Annotated in this window: 24 protein-coding genes and 1 riboswitch; of the genes, 13 read left to right on the top strand and 11 right to left on the bottom strand. The window is 40.7% G+C overall.

Going from position 1 to position 19,721, the window contains the following annotated elements; all coding sequences use genetic code 11:
- Positions 1-268 precede the first annotated feature (268 nt).
- Entirely contained in the window at positions 269-727 is a 459-nt protein-coding gene (locus FC24_RS04730; RefSeq protein ID WP_057873733.1) for a MarR family winged helix-turn-helix transcriptional regulator, read from the bottom strand.
- A gap of 128 nt (positions 728-855) precedes the next feature.
- Entirely contained in the window at positions 856-1,329 is a 474-nt protein-coding gene (locus FC24_RS04725; RefSeq protein WP_057873732.1) for a low molecular weight protein-tyrosine-phosphatase, read from the bottom strand.
- Between the two features lie 169 nt (positions 1,330-1,498).
- On the opposite strand from FC24_RS04725, the gene FC24_RS04720 reads away from it, so the two are divergent.
- Positions 1,499-2,035, top strand: a complete 537-nt coding sequence (locus FC24_RS04720) for a flavodoxin family protein (RefSeq protein ID WP_057873731.1) — start codon at positions 1,499-1,501, stop codon at positions 2,033-2,035.
- An 84-nt stretch (positions 2,036-2,119) separates the two neighbouring features.
- Here FC24_RS04720 and FC24_RS11465 read toward each other — a convergent pair whose 3' ends face one another.
- The 5 genes from FC24_RS11465 to FC24_RS04700 form a co-directional block, all read right to left on the bottom strand.
- Positions 2,120-2,284 (bottom strand): FeoB-associated Cys-rich membrane protein, encoded by a 165-nt coding sequence (locus FC24_RS11465; RefSeq protein ID WP_157059086.1) that lies wholly within the window; start codon positions 2,282-2,284, stop codon positions 2,120-2,122.
- 15 nt (positions 2,285-2,299) lie between these two features.
- Positions 2,300-4,297 carry a ferrous iron transport protein B gene (gene feoB, locus FC24_RS04715; protein ID WP_057873730.1) on the bottom strand — a complete coding sequence of 666 codons (1,998 nt, stop codon included), beginning with the start codon at positions 4,295-4,297 and terminating at the stop codon, positions 2,300-2,302.
- On the bottom strand, positions 4,294-4,530 hold the full coding sequence (locus tag FC24_RS04710; RefSeq protein ID WP_057873729.1) for a FeoA family protein: 237 nt from the start codon (positions 4,528-4,530) through the stop codon (positions 4,294-4,296). The genes feoB and FC24_RS04710 overlap by 4 nt, the downstream gene beginning before the upstream one ends.
- A gap of 375 nt (positions 4,531-4,905) precedes the next feature.
- Positions 4,906-5,697 (bottom strand): MerR family transcriptional regulator, encoded by a 792-nt coding sequence (locus tag FC24_RS04705; RefSeq protein ID WP_235807317.1) that lies wholly within the window; start codon positions 5,695-5,697, stop codon positions 4,906-4,908.
- A gap of 106 nt (positions 5,698-5,803) precedes the next feature.
- Entirely contained in the window at positions 5,804-6,037 is a 234-nt protein-coding gene (locus tag FC24_RS04700; RefSeq protein ID WP_057873728.1) for a hypothetical protein, read from the bottom strand.
- Between the two features lie 161 nt (positions 6,038-6,198).
- Between FC24_RS04700 and FC24_RS04695 the strand changes: the two genes are divergently transcribed.
- Both FC24_RS04695 and FC24_RS04690 read left to right on the top strand, forming a co-directional pair.
- Positions 6,199-6,735: a helix-turn-helix domain-containing protein gene (locus FC24_RS04695; protein ID WP_057873727.1), complete on the top strand. Its 537-nt coding sequence runs from the start codon at positions 6,199-6,201 to the stop codon at positions 6,733-6,735.
- A gap of 184 nt (positions 6,736-6,919) precedes the next feature.
- Positions 6,920-7,285 carry an iron-sulfur cluster biosynthesis family protein gene (locus tag FC24_RS04690; RefSeq protein WP_057873726.1) on the top strand — a complete coding sequence of 122 codons (366 nt, stop codon included), beginning with the start codon at positions 6,920-6,922 and terminating at the stop codon, positions 7,283-7,285.
- A 413-nt stretch (positions 7,286-7,698) separates the two neighbouring features.
- Here FC24_RS04690 and FC24_RS04685 read toward each other — a convergent pair whose 3' ends face one another.
- Positions 7,699-9,057, bottom strand: a complete 1,359-nt coding sequence (locus FC24_RS04685) for a cytosine permease (RefSeq protein ID WP_057873725.1) — start codon at positions 9,055-9,057, stop codon at positions 7,699-7,701.
- Positions 9,058-9,335: 278 nt separating this feature from the next.
- Here FC24_RS04685 and FC24_RS04680 point away from each other — a divergent pair, with 278 nt between their 5' ends.
- The 3 genes from FC24_RS04680 to FC24_RS04670 all read left to right on the top strand — a co-directional run bounded on the left by FC24_RS04680 (position 9,336) and on the right by FC24_RS04670 (position 11,398).
- The gene (locus tag FC24_RS04680) at positions 9,336-9,539 is read left to right on the top strand and encodes a hypothetical protein (RefSeq protein WP_057873724.1); all 204 of its coding nucleotides are present in this window, start codon (positions 9,336-9,338) and stop codon (positions 9,537-9,539) included.
- Positions 9,540-9,669: 130 nt separating this feature from the next.
- Entirely contained in the window at positions 9,670-10,488 is an 819-nt protein-coding gene (locus FC24_RS04675; RefSeq protein WP_057873723.1) for a Cof-type HAD-IIB family hydrolase, read from the top strand.
- Positions 10,489-10,540: 52 nt separating this feature from the next.
- Complete coding sequence (locus FC24_RS04670; protein WP_057873722.1) at positions 10,541-11,398, top strand: aldo/keto reductase; 858 nt, start codon at positions 10,541-10,543, stop codon at positions 11,396-11,398.
- Positions 11,399-11,709: 311 nt separating this feature from the next.
- Here FC24_RS04670 and FC24_RS04665 read toward each other — a convergent pair whose 3' ends face one another.
- Both FC24_RS04665 and FC24_RS04660 read right to left on the bottom strand, forming a co-directional pair.
- Positions 11,710-12,099, bottom strand: coding sequence for a DUF1634 domain-containing protein (locus tag FC24_RS04665; RefSeq protein ID WP_057873721.1), 390 nt, complete (start codon positions 12,097-12,099; stop codon positions 11,710-11,712).
- Entirely contained in the window at positions 12,099-12,944 is an 846-nt protein-coding gene (locus FC24_RS04660) for a sulfite exporter TauE/SafE family protein (RefSeq protein ID WP_057873720.1), read from the bottom strand. The genes FC24_RS04665 and FC24_RS04660 overlap by 1 nt, the downstream gene beginning before the upstream one ends.
- A 124-nt stretch (positions 12,945-13,068) precedes the next feature.
- On the opposite strand from FC24_RS04660, the gene FC24_RS04655 reads away from it, so the two are divergent.
- From FC24_RS04655 to FC24_RS04625, 7 genes are all read left to right on the top strand, one after another.
- Positions 13,069-13,746, top strand: a complete 678-nt coding sequence (locus FC24_RS04655) for a class A sortase (protein ID WP_057873719.1) — start codon at positions 13,069-13,071, stop codon at positions 13,744-13,746.
- A 65-nt stretch (positions 13,747-13,811) separates the two neighbouring features.
- A complete protein-coding gene (gene hemH / locus FC24_RS04650) occupies positions 13,812-14,744 on the top strand; it encodes a ferrochelatase (protein ID WP_057873718.1) in 933 nt (310 codons plus the stop codon).
- A 114-nt stretch (positions 14,745-14,858) separates the two neighbouring features.
- Entirely contained in the window at positions 14,859-15,053 is a 195-nt protein-coding gene (locus FC24_RS04645; RefSeq protein ID WP_057873734.1) for an LBP_cg2779 family protein, read from the top strand.
- A gap of 170 nt (positions 15,054-15,223) precedes the next feature.
- Positions 15,224-15,365, top strand: a riboswitch (adenosylcobalamin (AdoCbl) riboswitch).
- Between the two features lie 179 nt (positions 15,366-15,544).
- Positions 15,545-16,513 (top strand): ABC transporter substrate-binding protein, encoded by a 969-nt coding sequence (locus tag FC24_RS04640; protein ID WP_057873717.1) that lies wholly within the window; start codon positions 15,545-15,547, stop codon positions 16,511-16,513.
- On the top strand, positions 16,491-17,528 hold the full coding sequence (locus FC24_RS04635; protein ID WP_057873716.1) for a FecCD family ABC transporter permease: 1,038 nt from the start codon (positions 16,491-16,493) through the stop codon (positions 17,526-17,528). Before FC24_RS04640 ends, FC24_RS04635 begins: the two co-directional genes overlap by 23 nt.
- Positions 17,529-17,549: 21 nt before the next feature.
- Positions 17,550-18,317 carry an ABC transporter ATP-binding protein gene (locus FC24_RS04630; RefSeq protein ID WP_083485632.1) on the top strand — a complete coding sequence of 256 codons (768 nt, stop codon included), beginning with the start codon at positions 17,550-17,552 and terminating at the stop codon, positions 18,315-18,317.
- Between the two features lie 10 nt (positions 18,318-18,327).
- Positions 18,328-18,879: an ATP-binding protein gene (locus FC24_RS04625; protein ID WP_057873714.1), complete on the top strand. Its 552-nt coding sequence runs from the start codon at positions 18,328-18,330 to the stop codon at positions 18,877-18,879.
- Positions 18,880-18,939: 60 nt separating this feature from the next.
- On the opposite strand, the gene FC24_RS04620 is transcribed toward FC24_RS04625, so the two are convergent.
- Positions 18,940-19,308 carry a hypothetical protein gene (locus tag FC24_RS04620; RefSeq protein ID WP_057873713.1) on the bottom strand — a complete coding sequence of 123 codons (369 nt, stop codon included), beginning with the start codon at positions 19,306-19,308 and terminating at the stop codon, positions 18,940-18,942.
- Positions 19,309-19,721: the final 413 nt, after the last annotated feature.

Below are 19,721 nucleotides of genomic sequence, written 5' to 3'. Positions count from 1 at the left end.
CGAGGAGATCTCCAAAGGATAGAAACTATCCTTCAACACCATTTGACAAACTTCCCAAATTATGATGCCCACGTCACCTTACCAATTGCAGCGGGCAAAATTCGTGCAGTCGATTAAGCTTGTTTAGGTTTAATTTGAGTAAAGTGGTTATAAAACCAGTTAATTTTTTGTGTAATGGTCAAAAATACGGGGTCATTCGTTTAAGGATGACCCCGTATTTGTCACTTTATGGCATAATGATTCAAATGTTAAGATTTTGTCGTGTTGCTTATTCGTCCAAAGTAGCTGCTTTTTGCTTGAATTGTTGTAAATGTTTGGTGATTAGATCCACATCTGCTTTTAATGCGCGGTATTTTTCCTCACTAAAGCCTAATAAATCAAAGCAGTTGTTCACCCGTTGAAAAATGCTGCTTTTTTGTGTTAAAGCCTTTTGCGTTAAATGAACCAATACCCGCCGCTCATCAATTTTGTCCCGGCGACGTTGAACCCAGCCGTCTTTTTCTAGCCGTTTCAAAAGCGGCGTTAAGGTACCACTGTCTAAATTCAAATAGTGGCCTAAATCATTCACTGTTAAAGGATTGTGTTCCCACAAAGTCAGTAAAACAATGTATTGTGGGTAAGTTAAATGAAAAGGTGCTAAAGCGGTGGCGTAATATTTATTGTATTGCTTTTGCGCTGTGTACAGTGCAAAACAGAGTTGTTCGTCTAATAAAATCGGCTGTGTCATCATGTTCTCCCCCTAACAATTTGACTGGTGACAATAAAAATAATATGCTTGCCTTCAACTATATCTTACACAATTTTATTGCCTAAGTCAGCATTTTTTGACAATTAGGGAAAGTTTTTTAAGATTGCTTAGTGATCGGCTGATTGGGCACTTAAAGTGTCAAGCCAAGCGGGAATGGCTTGGGCTAATTCTTGATAGGTTAATTCAAATTTACGCGTATACCAAGGATCCGCAATGGCTTGGCCTTGACGTTCAGGGAAAATATCTAGACAAAGCTTAACTTTAGCTGCTGCTTCCGGTGATGGTGCTAACCGTTTTAAATTAGTGACGTTGGCATGGTCCATGGTGATGATCGTGTCTGCCCAGTTAAAATCAGCGGCAGTAATTGGTCGTGACCGGTGTTTAAGGTCAAGACCATGCTGGTGCAAAGTTGCTAATGCCTCCGGGTAAGGTGGATTTCCTTCTTCTTCTGGGCTAGTAGCAACTGACTGAACGCTGAGTTTAGTGGTTAATCCTTGTTGTTTAATGATATTTTTAGCAATGGCTTCTGCCATCGGCGAGCGGCAGATATTGCCTAAGCAAACAAATAAAATGTGATGCATAATTTTCCTCCTAGCTGCGCTTCTTTATAAATTAGTTTACCAAATTAAACCGGCAGGCGAAAACTTACTGCTTAAGGCAGGAAGTCAATTGATTGCGTGCTGATAACCGACATGCTAAAGTTAAAATGTAACCGGATTCTTTACAGATTTAAAAAGGAGTAATGTGATTATGGGAAAAAAAGTGGTTGTTCTCACTGGTAGTCCTCATCAAAATGGGACTTCTGAAAAATTAGCTGATGCTTTCATCAAGGGTGCAGAAGCTAAACATACGATTTATCGTTTTGATGCCGGTAAGCGCGCGGATGACTTGCACTACTTAAAAGTGAGCCCAGAAGAAACAACTATTCACGAAGATGATGTGGTATCACAAGAAGTATTACCACAATTAGTTAAAGCAGATGTGGTTGTTTTTTGTACGTCACTTTATTATTACGGTATTAACGCACAGTTAAAAGCCGTTATTGACCGCTTTTATGAATTTAACCATGAGTTGAAGGAAAATAAGACTGTTTACGTTTTAATTACCGGGAACTCAGATGGTGACCGTAATAGTCAAGCTTACCAACCACTGACAAGCTATTTTGATCAGTTATGCCGTTACATGCGCTGGGATAAAAAAGGGGAAGTCTTAGCAGCAGATGCCAGTGATAAGGCTAAATTAACGCAACACATCAAGGAAGCAACTCAATTAGGGCAAACAATTTAGATTAGAAAAAGCAGCGACTGACTTAATTTGGTTCAGTCGCTGCTTTTTGGTTGAGTTTTATTGGTTTGTCGGTAATGATTCCAGTTACAACGCTTTTTTCTTTGCTTCCACGGCTAGTTTTTTAGCTTCGCATTTGTAATCGCAAGCTGCACATTTGCCTTTTTTTGATTTTTGAATCACTTTGACTAACTGCCAAACCGCCCAGCCAATAATGACAGCTGAGATTAAAAAGTTAACAATAAATGACATGCACTCACTTCTTTCTTAATGCAACCCGAGTAAGAGGCCGCCTTGGAAAATTAAAAAGGAGACCAGGTAAGCAATTACCAAGCTACTAATAATGGTGTAAAGTGCCCATTTCCAACTACCGGTTTCTGCCTTAATGACTGCAATAGTCGCAAAACAAGGGATGTACAGTAAAATAAAGACTAAGAAACTATAGGCTGCTAATGGTGTAAATAAATGAGCTAATGAAGCGACCAGAGCAGTTTGACCGCTGGTGTGGTAGAGAACCATTAACGTTGCGCCGATGGTTTCCTTTGCTAAAATACCAGTTAACATGGCGCTGATAGCTTGCCATGAAGCTAACCCGATCGGTGCAAATAGTGGAACCATCGAATGACCGATTAAGGCAGTGAAACTGTTGCTAATATTGCTGACAACGCCAGACGGGCCAAAGTAACTTAATAACCAGATCAAAACGGTACCGGCAAAAATGACGGTACCAGCCTTGTGGATGAAGCCTTTTCCTTTATCCCAAGTACCACGTAAAATGATAGTTGGTTGGGGGAGATGGTATTCTGGCAATTCAATCATAAAAACTGATTCATTTTCCGAGTGCAGTACTTTTTGATAAATTTTAGCTAAAACTAAGGCCACCACGATCCCCAATACATAAAGCGATAGCACGATTAAAGCTTGGTTCTTTGCAAAAAAAGCGGCTACGAACAAACTATAGATTGGCAAGCGCGCAGAACAGCTCATGTAAGGTGAAATTAACGTGGTGATTAGGCGCTCTTTAGGCTGTTCAATGGTACGGGCGGCCATAATTCCTGGTACATTGCAGCCAAAGCCAATGATCAGGGGAATAAAAGCTTTACCGTTTAAACCTACCTTTGACATCAATTTATCCATTACCAACGCTGCTCGGGCCATGTAACCTGAGTCTTCTAACAAAGAAATACAAGCAAATAAAGTAAATATCTGCGGGATAAAGACTAATACGCCACCCACGCCAGTGATTAACCCATCTACAATTAACGAACGTAGAAAAGGCAATGCGCCTGCTGCGATTAGCCAATGATTAACGGTTGTGGATAGGGGGCCGCTGACAAAAGCATCTAATAGATCAGATAAAGGCGTGCCAAACCAATCAAAGGTCAGCTTAAACATTAAAAAGAAAATGCCGAGAAAAATGGGTAACCCAAGAAGCGGGTGGGTCACAACCCGATCAATTTTAGCGGTAATATCCCGAGTATGGGGATTACTGCCAGTTTCTCTTGCTTCCTTTAACGTTGTTTCAATGTAATTTAAGCGTGTTTGATAAATTTTGTCATCAAAATGCTGTGCTTGATAATAAGGGGCTTGTTCCAGCAAAGGACGCAAATTATGTTGCTTGACAAAACTGACTACGGCATCATTAGCATTCATAAATTGAATGGCTAGCCATTTGGCGTATTGCGAGCTGACGTTGTAATTTTGCGTTAGTCCCCTAACAGCTTGTTTGATGGCTTGTTGAACCGAGCTAGGGTAGGTCAGGCTGAAATGTGTTGCCGGCAAACGGGGATCTTCTGCTAATAATTCTTGTTTGAGTTGCTGTGTTCCTTTATTACCGCGGGCGTTGGTCATCATGACCTTACAATCAAACGCTGTTTCTAGTACTTGCCGATTGTAACTAATTCCCATATTACGTAAACTGTCAATCATATTTAACGCAATCACTGTGGGTTTGCCAAATTCTAACAATTCAATGGAAAGTAATAAATTCCGCTTGAGCTGGGAGGCATTTGCAACGTCGACAATAATATCTTGATCTTCTGTTAATAAAAAATTAGTGGCAATGGCTTCGTCTTTTGTCAGTGGGTTTAATGAATAAATTCCCGGCAGGTCAACAATGGCGAAATTGGTATTTTTAATCATCCCAACCTTTTTTTCAACTGTTACACCGCTCCAATTGCCCATATAGGCGTAGGAATCAGTTAAACGGTTAAACAGGGTGGTTTTGCCTGTGTTAGGGTTGCCAAATAACGCAATTGTGGTCATTGTTCCACCTGCTCTCTTTTCAAGGACTGAATTAAGTCCCAGCGTAAACCGATTTTTTGATGATCGAAACTAATGATTACAGGACCATGCAATGGGTACCGGCGAATAATGGTGACTTTTTTACCCCGAGTTAACCCAAGATCTTTTAAACGGTGTTGGGTTTTAACATCAAGTGTTTGTAAATTATTGACGTGAAAAGTCTCGGACTGCTGGTGCAGCTGGGGTAACCACATAAGAATCACTCCTCAAAATTAAATCATCGCCGCGCACATAATTTATGTAAAATCAAGTTCACAATTGAACATGACAATATGCAGCGCTTTCATGCATTTAGAATACGCTAGAACTTTGAAATTGAATAGGGGGTAATTGAAAATGAAACTCATTTGTAATATTGTGTACAATTTAAAACAGCACGATTTAACTATTTATCAATGCTGATTCAATCGTTTAAACATTACGGTGTGTGCCATTAGTCGCTTAACTTCTGCATAATGGCTGAAAAAAGCGCCAGATAATTCACATTAATGAATTATCCGGTGCTACTATTTAGCGGAAGGCACTATTACAGCATTAATCGGGTGCTATTGCTTAACATTGTGGCAACATTACCGCCCAAACAAACGTTGCCAAATACTTTTTTTGCTTTTCTTGGTGACATTGAGCGTCGACTTTGCTGCTTGTGCTGGGTCTTTAATTTTTGCAGTCGTATTAGTTTTAGTAGCGGCATGGCTTGGTGCTGCGTGGCTTGATTTAGTAGCGGCTGCTGATTTTGCTGTTGTTGCTTGTGAATTGGCATTGCTAACAGCTGCTTGGCTCTTGGGTGCTGCTGCACTAGCTGCTGCGGCAGCTGCCTGATTTTTTTGGCTTACTGCAGTGGCACTGGCAACCGTACTGCTGGCAGCTTCATTTCGCTGATTAATAGCAGACAACAGCTGATCATATTTATCATCGGTATGATTTAATTGTGTTTTAAATTCTTGTAGCTGCGTCATCATTTCTGAATTTTGTTTGGTTAACTGCTTTAAAGTATAGAGAATCGGTGCTAAACTGTCGTTTGATGATTGCGGTACTGATTTTGCCGCAGTTTGTTTAGGCAGTTTAGCCGCTGTTCCTTTTTTATTAGCTGCAGATTTGATAATCTGTTGTTCAAACACTTGACTGATGGCGTCTTTGAGCGTTTTATTATGTTCTTTTTTTATTTGGTTTACTTGTGCGAGGTCTTTAATGTTTTGCGCAGAATATAACCGACCATTGTTTTGATCCCGCTGAAAATAATCGGGTCGGCCGGTTGTTTTTTCAATTAGTGCTGAGTAAGCGCGTAGTGTTTGCGGACTGATGGCTAATGCATCAGCCGCTTGCCGTGGTGTTTGATATTCCTGACCCGAAACGTTTTTCATGAGAAACCATCCTTTTTAAAAAATAACTAATTCAGCGCGCTTAACAGCACTTGTTTAATTATACCGCATTAAACAAGTGCTGTCAGGGGCTGGTGCTTTAGGGACTTTATCGCTGATTTTGCCGGTAGAAACTGATGGTGGACATCAGTATTACAAAACTAAAACCGCAAAAGACAGCTAGTGCCTTTTTAGGCCCAATAACACCGTTGATTTCTAGCGCACAGTAATAGGCAAAATAAGCGATGACGTTGACCACTAAACTCGCTAGGCTGTTTAATTTAACGGTGGTTAAAATGCCAATGCTGACAAAGCCGATGATAGTTAATAAAATGAGCAGCATACGCGTCCTCCTTTAGTGGTCAAATAGTTGATATCATTAAGTTTTACGGTTGTTTATCTTTATAGCGTAACAGGATTGAGCAAAAAATACCACAGCTGATTTATTTCTGCTACAATGTGGGCAATGCTTCAACTGAAATATAGAATAGTGAGGTTTTTGAAATGGTAGAAGTTTCAGGTATCGAAGGGTTAAGCAAGCGCCAAGAAAATATTTTGGAACTTGCTGCGCAATTAGTCAAATTACGTGAGCGTAAAGGCGTAACGCGCGAAGAGCTGGCGGATAAAGTCAACATGACGCCAGCCATGGTAGCACGTGTTGAGAAATTGGAATATTTACCAACTTTAAAAACACTCGCCAAAATGGCGTCAGGGTTGGATTTGAAATTAGGTTGGATCGATAGTACCACCGGACACCAATCAGCAGTTGATGTTACGTTGCCACGGACTTGGAAAGATGAAAATTTAGCGATTGATCGGGTTGAATTAGCGCGAGCTGAAAAGAATTTGCGACAATTTAAAGCGCAAGGTCCAGCGCGTTTGTGCGTTAAACCGGCGCCAATTCCTGCAGATGTGGCCAATTTAGTGTTAGAACAGGCAGGAAACCGGCGGATTATTGCCAGTGCCATCCCACTACTCCAAGCAGAATTGTTGAAGCGCCGCTTAACTAAACAATATTTATTAACTTCTACGCCAAGCTAAATTCTTGCTGGGCCGAATTAAATTGTGTACAATTTAAATGTAGCTTAAAGAAAGCTACAAGATGTCCGAAAATTTAGTCAAGGTGATAAAGTTGCGGTTTTGGGCCTTACAGCGCTAACCAATCAAATTGGTAACTCCTGTTATCCCTTTAACTACAGGTCTATTCAAGAATGGAGGAATGCAGATGTTTTTAACTATTACAGATGCAGCGCAACAGAAATTGGCAAAATATATCAGTCCAGACAAACAAGTGATCTTGGATTTAGATGATGGGGTAGGCAAATATTCAAAGGTCGGCTCCTGCTCATTAAACATGAGCTATCGCTTATTAGTCGTGGATAAAAGTGAAGACATCAGTCACGATTATTCAGGCACATTAGATAGTACAATTGGCCAATTGCACATTAAGCCATATTCAACACAATATTTAGATGACAACATGCGCCTTGACGTGAATCCACGCTTGAACACCTTAGGCTTATCCAGTGACAGCGAACAAATGGACCCAAACGTTAACATCGTAGACATTGCAAAAGAAATGAAAGAATAAAAGAGAGTGCCCGAGCAAGCGATTAGCTTCTGAGTACTAGCCTAAATCAGGGAATTATTTGCGAAGCAAATGGTTCCCTGATTGTAGCTAGACGGAAGGAGCTGCTTGCTCGGGCACGTTTAAATGGGCGATGCTGCGTAATAAATTAAAAGTAGTTGAGCATTAGTCTAAAATCGGGGTTATTCGCAGAGCGAATGGCCCCGATTTGTAGCTACTATTCCGCAGAAAAGGTAGATTTTCGTGCCGAAAATCCTTGATGCTGCAGACGTTGTCCATTCAACTCGGCGCAGACCGCCTAGTTGAAACATGGCAAGCGGAAACAGTTGCCTGCTCAAGCACGTTTATTATGATGATATATAAGACTCATTATCCGCTTTAAATAAATTGTGATCATAATTTTACTTAAAATGAATTCAGCGCGGGGAAAGTCGCATTAACCCATAATACAACAGACTACAGACCAGCATAACGATAAAAGTAGCACCGATAGTCGCTTGCAAGATGACGACTTGTTGCAGGCACAAAAATAAGATAACACCACTAATAAAAGTAATGATTGCCCGCCAATTGATGCCATTTTGATACCAGTACTTACCACGGCGTGTTCCCAGTGTAGTTAGGTCGTAGTGCCGTTTAGCACAGCAATAAAAATCAGTGCAGATAATGGCAATGGTCGGTCCGAGCATCATGCCAACATAGCTTAAAAAAGATTCAAACACACTTAAAAAGCTGCCCACAAATAGTGGTATAAAGGTAACCCCGGTTGCGATGAGTACCACTAGCCACAGTGCTCGGGTCAGGCGGATTTTAGGAAAAATATTTGCTAAAGCTGAACCAGCAGCCAAAAGATTGACCGCATTTGCCGTCATTGAAGTTAAGATAATCACTAGTAATGCAATGACACCTAGCCCGAGTTCACTAGCGATTGTTGAAGGATCAGAATTACTGGCAGTGTAAGTGCCCGTGGTAATCGCAATGCTGACTGTTGAGATTAAACCGATCAGTGCAAACCAAACGACACCTAGTAATGCGCCTAAAAAGGGCGTCATAATGGCATTGTTTTTGATCGCGGTAAAACGGGTAAAATCAGCGCCAGCGGTAACCCAAGCCAAGTTAAAAGCTGCGACGTAATCAATGGCGGCGCCGGTAGCCATCACTGCATGTTGTGGGGGTTGCCAAGCAATAATTTGTTGCAGCGACACAGTATTGAACACGGCAATGGATTCCCACAGTGCAAAAATAAGGACCAAAATAATCCCCAGTCGTTCAATGAGTTGCACGGAACGTGACCCACTAGCCACACTTAAAATGTGTAAAATGCTCATCACTAAAATGCCAATGATAATGCCTTTAGCACCACCAGGATGGCCCCAAACTGGCCAGCCGAATAAGTCATGGCACAGTAAGCTGACGGATTGGGCTGCGATAAATGTATTCACCGCTGTCCAACCGATGAATTGCGTAAGGTTAACAATGGAAGGCAGGTAGCTGCCACGTTCGCCAAATGATGCGCGGCTGAGCCCCATAGTGGAAATACCGGTGCGGTATCCCATATAGCCGATTAAGCTTAAAAAAATGTAGGACAGCGCGGAAGATAACACAATAATGCGCAATGCCACCGCAAAACCACAGGCTGCTAAAACACCACCGACAAACCAAGTGCCATTATTTGCATTAGCGCCGACCCAAGTGGCAAACATATCCCACCGTGTCGTGTGCCGCTGGTGCATTGGAATTTGCATTAATTCAATCTGTCGCTGTTTTTTTGCCATGTGTGCGCCTCCTATAAAAAATGCCTTTGGACTTCCCCGTAAGGTGCCAAAGGCATTCTTCAATAAACGCGCTCATGCGTACATTTATTTTCCGATCGTCTTTTGTAGCCTCACGGGACCACATTAAAGGACTATTTAAATTGTCCAAATTATAGCGGACTGGCTGCGAGGTGTCAACTGATGTTTCTTTCTGTTTGTTAATAAACCGATTACAACTACTTGTAATGATGGTATAATGAAAATATTAAAGGAGTAAGCTAAACAAAGGAGGAGATTAAATGTTACTCATGCGTCTCATTGGAATTGTTAGCATCCTTTTAGGCAGTGTGCAGTTGTTTGCAGCCCGCAGTGCTTATCGTGGTGTGCGTGTTGCTGGGAGTGCAGCAACGTCACCGTTTATGTTGTTAAGTTTGTGGTTTGGGCTTTTATTTGGTGTTGGACTGCTTGGATTTGGTGTCGCCGCATTAGTTGGTGTTTTTTAATCATATTGTATACTAAAATTAAAAACGAGCGGTAACGTGCAGCAACAGTCGCTAACGACTGTTGGTGCGCGTTTTAGTTTGTTCTATGCTATCATTAAGCATATTAAGTCTGTAATTGGGGGATTTTTAAATGTATAAATTGATTGTCTGTGATTTGGACGAGACACTACTGGATAATCACGCACAAATTTCTAAGGCAAATGAACAAGCTATCAAGCAATTTGTTGCGCAGGGCGGCTATTTTGTACCAAACACGGGTCGTAGTTTTTTAACGGTTCAGGCCAATTTGAAACAACTCGGGTTAATCGGCAAAACAGATCAATATGTGATTTCTTACAACGGCGGTGCGATTATTGAAAATGCAGCCAACCAGGTGTTAGCCACTAATCCACTAGATTTTGCCACGGTTAAAAAGATTTATGACATTGCGCAGGCAGAACATGTAAGCGGCCACATTTATACGTTGGAAAATTTATATATTTGGCACCCTAGCCGCTCAGAAAAAGATTATCTAGCGCAGCGTAACATTCACTATCAATTGGTCACAGATGATCAACTTAGCTTTTTAAAGGGGCAGCCATTGATGAAAATTATTTTACAAGATGATGATCCAGCCCGGCGGCGTGCATTGGGAGAAGCGATTCCACCACAAGTTGCGGCGCCTTTAACCACAACTTATTCTTCTAGTCGCTATGTTGAATTCAACCATGTAAATGCAGATAAAGGCAAGGCTACCCAACAATTAGCCAAAAAATTAGGGATTAAACCGGATGAAGTGATTGCATTAGGAGACAATAGCAATGATTTGGCAATGTTGCGTGCTGCTGGATTAGGCATTAGTGTACAAAATGGGACGCCAGAAGTAAAAGCGGCCGTCGATTACGTCACTGAAGCGGATAATGCGCATAATGCTGTTGCTGAAGCGATCAAAAAGTTTGCGCTTCAGTAAATAATTCATTAAGCTAAAACTGATTGCAATCAAATGAAAGGAAGCAGATGTCATGGCACAAACAATTCCACAAGTTACCTTAAACAATGGCGTTAAAATGCCCCAGTTCGGACTTGGCGTTTATAAAATGAATGACGCTGAGCAGTTAAAACAAGCGATTAAATGGGCGATTGCTGATGGCTACCGGTTAATTGATACCGCAATGTTTTATCATAATGAACAATGGGTTGGTGACGCGATTAAAGAAAGCGGCATCGATCGAAAAAAGTTATTTATTACCTCTAAATTATGGAACGCTGATCGGGGTTATGAAAATACCAAAAAAGCGTTCAACGACAGTTTGAAACGTTTAGGGTTAGACTACTTGGACTTGTATTTGATTCATTGGCCAGCTGAAGGTTATTTAGAATCTTGGCGCGCAATGGTCGACCTTTATCATGCAGGCAAAATTCGGGCGATCGGGGTTTCTAATTTTCAACCGCACCATTTGGATACGTTAGCTGCACATTCAGATGTGGTACCGGTAGTTGATCAAATTGAAACGCACCCGTTATTCCAACAAAAAGCGGTTCATGGTTACTTGATGCAACATGATATTGCACATGAAGCTTGGGCACCATTAGGTCAAGGCAAAGGGAACATTTTAAGTAACCCAAGTTTGAAAGAAATTGCGGCTAAGTACAATAAAACACCGGCACAAATCGTTTTACGCTGGCACATTAACCGCGGCGTGATCATCATTCCAAAATCAACTCATGAGCAACGCTTAGCTGAAAATATTGATATTTTTGACTTTAAGTTAACAGATGAAGAAATGCAAAAGATTGCGGAATTAGACCAAAACAAACGCCTAAGCCACAGCCCAGACGACAAAGAATGGCTAAAAAAATCACAATCGAAAGAATACTAGAGTGCTTTAACAAGCGCTTAGCTGTTGAGCATTAGCCTAAAATCGGTGTTATCCGCGAAGCGGATGGCACCGATTTGTAGCTACTATTCCGCAGAAAAAGGAAGATTTTCGTGCCGAAAATCCGTGATGCTGCAGACGTTGTCCATTCAACTACGGCGCAGACCGCCGAGTTGAAACATGGCAAGCGGAAACAGCTGCTTGTTAAAGCATGTTTACGGCAATGCCTGTGTAAGCTCATTACAATCCGCCGCTGAAAAGTAAATGATATTCAATAATAATAACGCCCAAGCTATCAATGACTTGGACGTTATTTATGGCCAAATGTTTAAATAGCCTAGGACCATGCCTAAAATTAGAATGAGCAAGACCGCAGTCGTGATGAGGACGTAAAGTTGATCGTGTTCCTTAATGAAAGCATAGATTGAAACCACTACTCGTAGTACCGGCGTTAAGATTAAACCGAATAAACCTAACATAATAATCGCAAAAGGTTTTAATTGCGCAATCCCTTGAAAAATCAGGCCAAAGTGAGTGGGGAAGTGATTGCTAGAATAACCGCTTTTACCAGTGACTAGCAATAAAAGCAGGCCGCAACAAATGATGATGGCTGAAACAATGACCCCGATTTGCAAAATCACACCGATAATTTGCTCGACTTTTGCCATTTCTTGCTGTGTTTGTTGTTTATCGTCTGGGCGCATTAAAAGGTCACCCCAAATCCTTTAAAAATCATTTGTCCGCCTAAATAAAGTAACAACGGAATAAAGATAATTCGAATCCATTTAGAAGGTAAATGAGGCATAATCCGCGTGCCCAATGTTGCACCGACTAACACACCAATGGCTAACGGTGCCGCAATTTGCGGCAAAATTGAGCCATTGAAAAAGTAAACGGTGGCGCTGGCAGCAGCTGTAACCCCCATCATTAAATTACTGGTGGCACTAGAAGGCTTTAGTGGCATTTTCATAAAAGTGTCCATTGCCATTACTTTAAACGGTCCGCTACCAATACCTAACATACCACTGGCTAAGCCGGCACCAAACATCACGCTGAAACCACCCGGGATGTTTTCTACTTGATAGGGAACTTGTTGCTTTTTATTTTTATCGTAATAACTGCTGTTAAGGCGTAATTTTTGAGCCAGTCGATCAGGCTTGACTTTATGCAGCACCTCTTGGCCTTGCCGCAATTTGCGGTACATGTTCCAAGAAGAAAAAAGTAATAAGCTACCGAATAGGACATAGAGAAAATTAGGGTGAACAACACCGACCAAGAGTGCGCCGATGATCGCACCAACTGTCGTTGCGATCTCTAAAAACATCGCGACTCGCAAATTGAGTAAATCATCTTTAACATAAGCAATTGTGGCACCGGAACTTGTGGCGATTACTGAAATAATGCTAGCACCAATAGCATATTTAATGTCTAAACCAAAACCTAAAGTTAACACCGGGGTTAAGATAATACCGCCGCCAATGCCTAAAATAGCACCAAAGATACCGGCTAAAATGCCGACACCTAAAATAATGAGTACTGTATGTAACATAGTCAACCTTCTTTTTGCGTTGTGCATAAGATTTTAACGTCGTAGAATGAAATAAGTGTAACATGTTTATTAGTGCTCATGGTAGACTAAGACTAAAAACCAATTGTTCAGGAGGCACAAACAGGTGAAAAAAGGGCGTCGGCGTGGATTATGGGTAGTCATTGTCGGATTGTTATTAGTAGGACTGATTTTATTATTTAATCAGCCGTTAAAACACACTGCAATTCAGCTGTTATCCCGGCACCAGATGACGCATTTGACTAAAAAGCAAGTTACCATTAACCGCAAAGCCAACACCACCTTTAATTTTAAACAAGTGAAACCTTTGGGGATTCGCGAAATTACCCAAGCTGCAACCAATGCTAATCAGTTACCTACCGTTGGTAAATTAGCGGTTCCTAGCGTAGCATTGTATTTGCCAGTGATTAAGGGGCTGTCAAATCAAGCATTAGCAACCGGTGCAGCGACTATGAAAGCAAAACAAAAAATGGGTCAGGGTAATTATGCTTTAGCCGGGCATTATTTAGTTGCACGCAATCAGGCATTGTTTGCCCCGCTAGAGCGGGTGCGTTTGGGTAGCTCAGTTTATCTAACGGATTTAACTAAAATTTACCAGTACGAAGTAATTGTAAAAAAAGTCGTTAATCCTTATGCAACGCGTTTAATAAATGATGTTCCCGGGGAAGAGCTCGTGACCTTAATTACCTGCGCGGATGGCGGCGTCAATCGTTTGGCCATTCAAGGGCGTTTGCTGGCTATCGATAATGCGACCAAAGCTAAATTGCAACTGTTTAAGCCGTGATGTTATTGGTTTAGAATGAAATGTAATCGTTTTATTTAAAAGCGAATTGAAAGGATAGATTAGACATGAAAAAGGGCGTTTTGTTAGTTAATTTAGGCACACCAAAATCTCCTACGGCAGCTGATGTGCGGACATACTTAAGTAAATTTTTAGCGGATAAACGGGTGATTGATGTTCCCCGGGCGATTTGGCTGCCAATTTTACACGGGATGATTTTACGTACCCGACCTAAGCGCTCAGCCGCTCGTTACCGGCAAATTTGGACCAAAGCAGGTTCGCCATTATTTATTTACGCACAAAAACAAGCACAGCAATTACAAGCACTGCTACCTACCACCATCGTCAAATATGCTTTTTGTTACAGCGATCCTTCAATTACGGATAGTTTAACGGAAATGCAGCAAGCGGGTGTTACCGATTTAACCATCATTCCGCTTTATCCACAATATTCCGTCACTACAGTGGCATCGGTTTACGATCAGGTGGCGACGCACTTTATGCATGCGCAGGCCATGCCTAATTTGCATTTTGTCACGGCCTATTATCAGCATCCAACTTACATTAAAGCTTTAGCAGCACAAATTAAACAAGCGTTGGCCCAACAATCCTATGACCGGATCATTTTTTCTTACCACGGGATACCGGAGAAATACGTTACCGCCGGTGATCCTTACTTTAAACAATGTACTGCAACAACGCAACAAGTGATGGCATTGGTGGGGGATGTGCCCTATACGCAAACTTTCCAATCGAAATTTGGCCCGGGAAAATGGTTATCACCTGCAACTGATGACACGTTACGCGCATTACCACAACAAAATGTTAAAAGTGTCTTGGTACTAACACCAGGTTTTGTCGCTGATTGTTTAGAAACACTAGAAGAAATTGATCAAGAAAATCGGGGTTATTTTAAAGCAAGCGGTGGTCAACGGTTTACTTACCTACATCCCTTTAATGAAAGTCAGACGTTTACGCAATTATTAGCGGATTTAGCCTGAGTACCACGTTAAATCATGCATCCAGCTTTAGGTTGAATTTTGAGTTGTGGTACACTTAACTTAGTTGCAATAGGTGAATTCGTCATTGAAATCAATAAAGGACAGTGGATGACTATGAGTGAATCACGTAAATTAAGTGAATTAGCCGAACAAATTATTCAATACCAAAAACGGCACGATCAAACTGATAATGAACTAGCCTTTAACAGTCACGTTTCAGTGGAGCATATCCACGCCATTAAGGCGATGGAAATGACACCACCAGCTGATGACGTTAGACGGATCACAGCGTATATTCAAGGAAATTAAATGTTAAAAAGATTGCGGTAAAGCTACCGCAATCTTTTTTTGCACTAATCACTAACTGCAGCAAAATTTTTTGCCATTAAACACAGATTCATTTTATTTGCGGTAAAAATTTTCTTAGTATCAGCTGAATAAGCATGTTATACTGTGGCAAGGAGAACTTTGTTACCTCCTTAACTAAATTAAACGATTATAAAAAGAGAATACGGTGTGAATCCGTAGCAGTCCTTAGTCTACTGTAACACGTTAACGTGAAGCCAGATCGCTTTTTATCATCGGTACGACATTACTTTTATTCAAGGGAAGTAATGTTTTTCACGTATTCTGAACCTTGAAAATTTACTTTGGGGGGGAATGACACTGATGTTAATGATTATCGGTAAAAAGAATGAGGTGCCTTGATGATTTGATGTTAACTTGTGCTAGTTCGTTTTTTGGGAGATGCAAACGGTTTAAAAAGCTAAAGTCATCAAATTAAAAAAGGAAGTGCCGAAATGAAAAAGAATCAATCACTGATTGCGAAATTAATGGTCGTTATGGCGGCTGTTTTGTTAGTTGTTTTAGCGGGGTGCAGTCAGCCAGCTAGTAAATCAAATGATGCTGCGAAAACCACAACAGTAGCGAAGACAAAAATAAAAGATCCAATGGGCAATAAAATCACGTTGAAAAAAACGCCTAAAAAAATTGTTTCTTTAGCACCTTCAGTGACGCAGATTATTGATAGTTTAGGTGATAAAGATAAGTTAGTCGGTGTGGACACACAATCGCCTAATTATGTTAAAGGTTTAAAAAAATTACCTAAATCAGATATGGAAACCTTGGATTTAGAAAAATTATTATCTATGGACCCGGATGTCATTTTTGTCACTGATTTTTCACTATATAAATCAGGTGATGTTGTTAAAAAGTTAAAAAAAGCGGGTATTATAGTGGCGGCAATTCCAACTGAACAAAGTATTGCGCAGATCCAGCATGATATTAAGTTTGTTGGGACTGTTTTGAACAAAGAAAACAAAAGTAAAAAGATTGTTAGTCAAATGAAATCTGATATTAATGAGATTAAAGACATTAGTAGCAAGATTAAAAATAAAAAGACCGTTTTATTTGAAATTGCTTCTTTACCTAACATCTACACCGTTGGCAATCACTCATTCATTAATGAGATGATTGAAATTGCTGGTGCTAAGAATGTTTTTGTTGACAAAAAAGGGTCGATTAAAGCTTCTGAAGAAAGTGTTTTGAAGAAAAATCCGGATATTATTTTAACTAATGTTAATTATGAAGATGATCCGGTGCAGAACATTCTAAACCGTAAAGGTTGGGAGAACGTTACAGCAGTTAAAGACAAACAAGTACACTACATTAACAATGCCTACAGTTCGTTACCTAACCAGCACGTTGTTCAAGGCATTAAGGAAATAGCCAAAGCGGTGTATCCGGATGAATTTAAAGCGCTCGACTAAGCGGCATACCGTTAGAATTGTGTTATTGCTGGCAATCAGCGTGATAACAATTTTAGTTGCAGCAAGTATCGGCAGTGCGGGCATCGGTTTACGTGATGAAGTGCAGATTTTAGTGGATACGTTACTGGGACGGCCTTTATCCGGCCAATTGAACTTAATTAGCGCTAATATTTTGCTAAATGTGCGTTTACCCCGAGTCTTAACAGCTTTTTTAGTGGGCATGGGATTAGCAATTAGTGGTACAGTAATGCAGTCCATCCTTAAAAACCCGCTAGCTTCTTCTTATACGCTTGGCGTTTCTTCTGGGGCTTCGCTAGGTGCAGCTGCTGTTATGATGACTGGTATTTCTATTCCATTATTAAAATCGCTTACCATGTCATTTGTCGGTTTCTTAACCGGTCTGTTAACTGTTTTTTTGGTGATTATGTTCACTTATAAACTGCAGCAAAATCTGGAAAACCAAACTATCATTTTAGTTGGTATGGTCGTATCACTATTTATGAGTGCCATCTTGACTGTTTTTATCAGCTTAGCACAAGATCATTTAGAACAGATTGTGTTTTGGCAGATGGGTAGTTTTTCTGGTAAAGGCTGGGACAAAGTTTGGTTATTATTGCCGGTTGTCGTTTTCGTGATCTTTCTTCTGATGGGTTTTCATCGAGAATTAGATGTGATGACATTAGGTGAAGAAGAAGCAATGACGGTTGGTGTTGATGTTAAACAGGTCAAACTGGCGACGATTAGCTTAGCAACTTTGCTCACAGCACTTTCGGTATCAATTGCTGGCGTCATTGGTTTTGTCGATTTAATTGCGCCGCACGTTGTCCGTAAATTTTTTGGTGCTTCTCATCAGTGGGTGCTGCCAGCCTCGGCCTTATTTGGTGGTGTACTTTGCGTGTGGGCTGATCTTGTTGCGCGAGTTGTCCTCGATGCACGGGAATTACCGGTGGGTGCCGTGATGGCATTAATTGGGGCACCATTTTTCTGTTATGTTTATTTCAGTAAGCAAAAATAAGGTGGGGAAGGTTGAAGGATCATGTTACAAGTTAAGCAGGTTAGTGTCGCCTTTAACCAGCACAAAATTATTCAAAATATTTCGTTTTCACTGCCTTATGGCCATAAATTAGCGATTTTAGGCCCAAATGGCAGTGGAAAAACGACGCTATTACGGGCAATTGATCACCTGATCGACTACCAAGGTAGTATTAAACTAGGTGGTAAAGAAGTTCGGGAGATGAAACGGGCAGAAATTGCTGGACAAATCGGGTTATTGAAGCAAATGTCTACTAGTTATTTTCCATACACAGTTAAAGAACTGGTGATGCAAGGCCGCTACCGGCGCCTAAAAGGGCAATTCTTTGGAACAGTTGACCGGACAGACAAAGAATTTGTTGAGAAGTGTTTAGTGGCCACAGGATTTCAAGATATGCAGGATCGGCGGATCGATTCACTGTCAGGAGGCCAGCTTCAACGTGCCTTTTTAGCGAAGACACTAGCTCAAGATCCTAAAATCATTTTATTAGATGAACCAACCAACCATTTAGACATCTACTACCAATTAGAACTATTGGATTACTTAAATGATTGGATGGCAGACGGTGAGCATGCAGTAATCGGTGTTTTCCACGACATTAACCTTGCACTATCTTTTTCCAAGGAAATGTTGTTTTTAAAAGCTGGCCAAATTGTGAATCAGGGTCAGTTTAACCAAATCGTGTCCGGCCAATTTTTAGAACATGTTTTTAATACAGATGTTTTAGGTTACCTGCGGCGCAATGAAAAATTATGGCAAACAATTAAATAGGGAGGATTATTTGGCAAAATTATATCAAAGCCCTTATCAAGCTTACTCTTTCTTGGATGATCAACCTGAAGATTATCGGTGTGATTTTGAGATCTTGACGGATGAATTGGCTTCTTTAACCGGCCAATTACGGGCAACATGTGCTGCTTCAATATTTGAAGAACACAATGCAATCGTGGCAGAATTACAGCGGGTAGATGAATTAATTTATCACTTAAATCCATCTTTACGGACTAAAGTGACAATTACAGATAGTGAATTACAATGGCTGCTGGAGCGAACAAAAGCAATGGATCAAGTCACTAAAGCAAATCGTAGTTTCTTTGTGTTACCGGCTGGTTCAGTTGCGGCTTGCCAAGCACACGTCATTCGTTCCAAGTGGAAAGTCATTGTCCGGTTGCTTGACCGGATGGATTACGCCGGGAAGACGATCCCGCCCAAAGTTTATGATCTATGCAATTTGTTTTCAGGCTATTTCTTTATGCTAGCGTTGTATCTCAACAAATGCGAACACGTTACCGAAATTCCATTTGAAAGCCGAAACTACAAGATTAAAAAATAAAAAGCACCCCGGTAGCTTAAATTAAAGGCTACTGGGGGCTTATCATCTATAAGCAGTAAATTATATTTTTTGTTGGATGTCATCAATAGACACAACTAACACTTTGCGCATCCACTCAAACTTGGCTTTCATGGTATCATAGTAGGTACCATGGTCCATAAATTGACCAGTACCATGGACATGGAAACCGGCGCCGGGACCTTGCGTGCCGGGAACAGCTTTACTACCCATGGTTAACGTGATGTGATTGTCAGTAGTAAAGTCGTGTTCAATGCTGCGCATGCCGGCAGCAGGAAGTAAAATTGTGTGGTCATCTACAACGTTTAAATAAGAATTCCAAGTATTAACCACATGTGCTGGGTTACCATTGATGGTGACAATCGTTGTTGGGCCTTCGTGGTTGATCACATCGAGAAATTTTTGGTTCATTATTTGAATCCCCCTCAGGTAATTTTAATATTGCTTTACATGCAGGATACGCCGCGTTATCCTTTTTGTAAAGGTAAGTTTACTAATTAAAAGTTAGTTGTTTATGTGCTAAATCGTTTTACTGATTTTTTATGTGGTGATAACGTTAATCGTCATTTTTATCACGTTAATAATTTGTAGGAACAATTTCGTTGACTTTTGGTGTAACTTTAGTATGATGAGGGTTATGAAAAGGCTTTCTTTCTTAGCCGTAGTTATTCCTAATTTCTATGGTATGGAGGGTCTTTTTCGTTACACTTTAATGTTAAAGGATGATTAGATTTATAAAAATAAGAGATGAGTTGCGAGCGATAAATGGGTAGCGTCAAGAATCTTGTGTAAATGAAATGCCTTCGTACATATAATAGGTATCT

Origin of the sequence: Loigolactobacillus rennini DSM 20253 (assembly GCF_001436505.1) — a bacterium.
In the GTDB taxonomy this organism is placed as follows: domain Bacteria; phylum Bacillota; class Bacilli; order Lactobacillales; family Lactobacillaceae; genus Loigolactobacillus; species Loigolactobacillus rennini.
The sequence above is the reverse complement of the archived record's forward strand: the minus strand, read 5'-3'. Positions and strand labels throughout refer to the sequence as shown.

Bases quoted from the DNA above. Each gene is read 5' to 3' on its own strand.
- FC24_RS04675 (WP_057873723.1), top strand. From the start codon at position 9,670: ATGTATAAATTGATTGTCTGTGATTTGGACGAGACACTACTGGATAAT.
- FC24_RS04645 (WP_057873734.1), top strand. From the start codon at position 14,859: ATGAGTGAATCACGTAAATTAAGTGAATTAGCCGAACAAATTATTCAA.
- FC24_RS04620 (WP_057873713.1), bottom strand. From the start codon at position 19,308: ATGAACCAAAAATTTCTCGATGTGATCAACCACGAAGGCCCAACAACG.
- FC24_RS04730 (WP_057873733.1), bottom strand. From the start codon at position 727: ATGACACAGCCGATTTTATTAGACGAACAACTCTGTTTTGCACTGTAC.
- FC24_RS04720 (WP_057873731.1), top strand. From the start codon at position 1,499: ATGGGAAAAAAAGTGGTTGTTCTCACTGGTAGTCCTCATCAAAATGGG.
- FC24_RS04710 (WP_057873729.1), bottom strand. From the start codon at position 4,530: ATGTGGTTACCCCAGCTGCACCAGCAGTCCGAGACTTTTCACGTCAAT.
- FC24_RS04670 (WP_057873722.1), top strand. From the start codon at position 10,541: ATGGCACAAACAATTCCACAAGTTACCTTAAACAATGGCGTTAAAATG.
- feoB (WP_057873730.1), bottom strand. From the start codon at position 4,297: ATGACCACAATTGCGTTATTTGGCAACCCTAACACAGGCAAAACCACC.
- FC24_RS11465 (WP_157059086.1), bottom strand. From the start codon at position 2,284: ATGTCATTTATTGTTAACTTTTTAATCTCAGCTGTCATTATTGGCTGG.
- FC24_RS04665 (WP_057873721.1), bottom strand. From the start codon at position 12,099: ATGCGCCCAGACGATAAACAACAAACACAGCAAGAAATGGCAAAAGTC.
- FC24_RS04695 (WP_057873727.1), top strand. From the start codon at position 6,199: ATGGTAGAAGTTTCAGGTATCGAAGGGTTAAGCAAGCGCCAAGAAAAT.
- FC24_RS04680 (WP_057873724.1), top strand. From the start codon at position 9,336: ATGTTACTCATGCGTCTCATTGGAATTGTTAGCATCCTTTTAGGCAGT.
- hemH (WP_057873718.1), top strand. From the start codon at position 13,812: ATGAAAAAGGGCGTTTTGTTAGTTAATTTAGGCACACCAAAATCTCCT.
- FC24_RS04700 (WP_057873728.1), bottom strand. From the start codon at position 6,037: ATGCTGCTCATTTTATTAACTATCATCGGCTTTGTCAGCATTGGCATT.
- FC24_RS04725 (WP_057873732.1), bottom strand. From the start codon at position 1,329: ATGCATCACATTTTATTTGTTTGCTTAGGCAATATCTGCCGCTCGCCG.
- FC24_RS04640 (WP_057873717.1), top strand. From the start codon at position 15,545: ATGAAAAAGAATCAATCACTGATTGCGAAATTAATGGTCGTTATGGCG.
- FC24_RS04690 (WP_057873726.1), top strand. From the start codon at position 6,920: ATGTTTTTAACTATTACAGATGCAGCGCAACAGAAATTGGCAAAATAT.
- FC24_RS04705 (WP_235807317.1), bottom strand. From the start codon at position 5,697: ATGAAAAACGTTTCGGGTCAGGAATATCAAACACCACGGCAAGCGGCT.
- FC24_RS04630 (WP_083485632.1), top strand. From the start codon at position 17,550: ATGTTACAAGTTAAGCAGGTTAGTGTCGCCTTTAACCAGCACAAAATT.
- FC24_RS04635 (WP_057873716.1), top strand. From the start codon at position 16,491: ATGAATTTAAAGCGCTCGACTAAGCGGCATACCGTTAGAATTGTGTTA.
- FC24_RS04685 (WP_057873725.1), bottom strand. From the start codon at position 9,057: ATGGCAAAAAAACAGCGACAGATTGAATTAATGCAAATTCCAATGCAC.
- FC24_RS04660 (WP_057873720.1), bottom strand. From the start codon at position 12,944: ATGTTACATACAGTACTCATTATTTTAGGTGTCGGCATTTTAGCCGGT.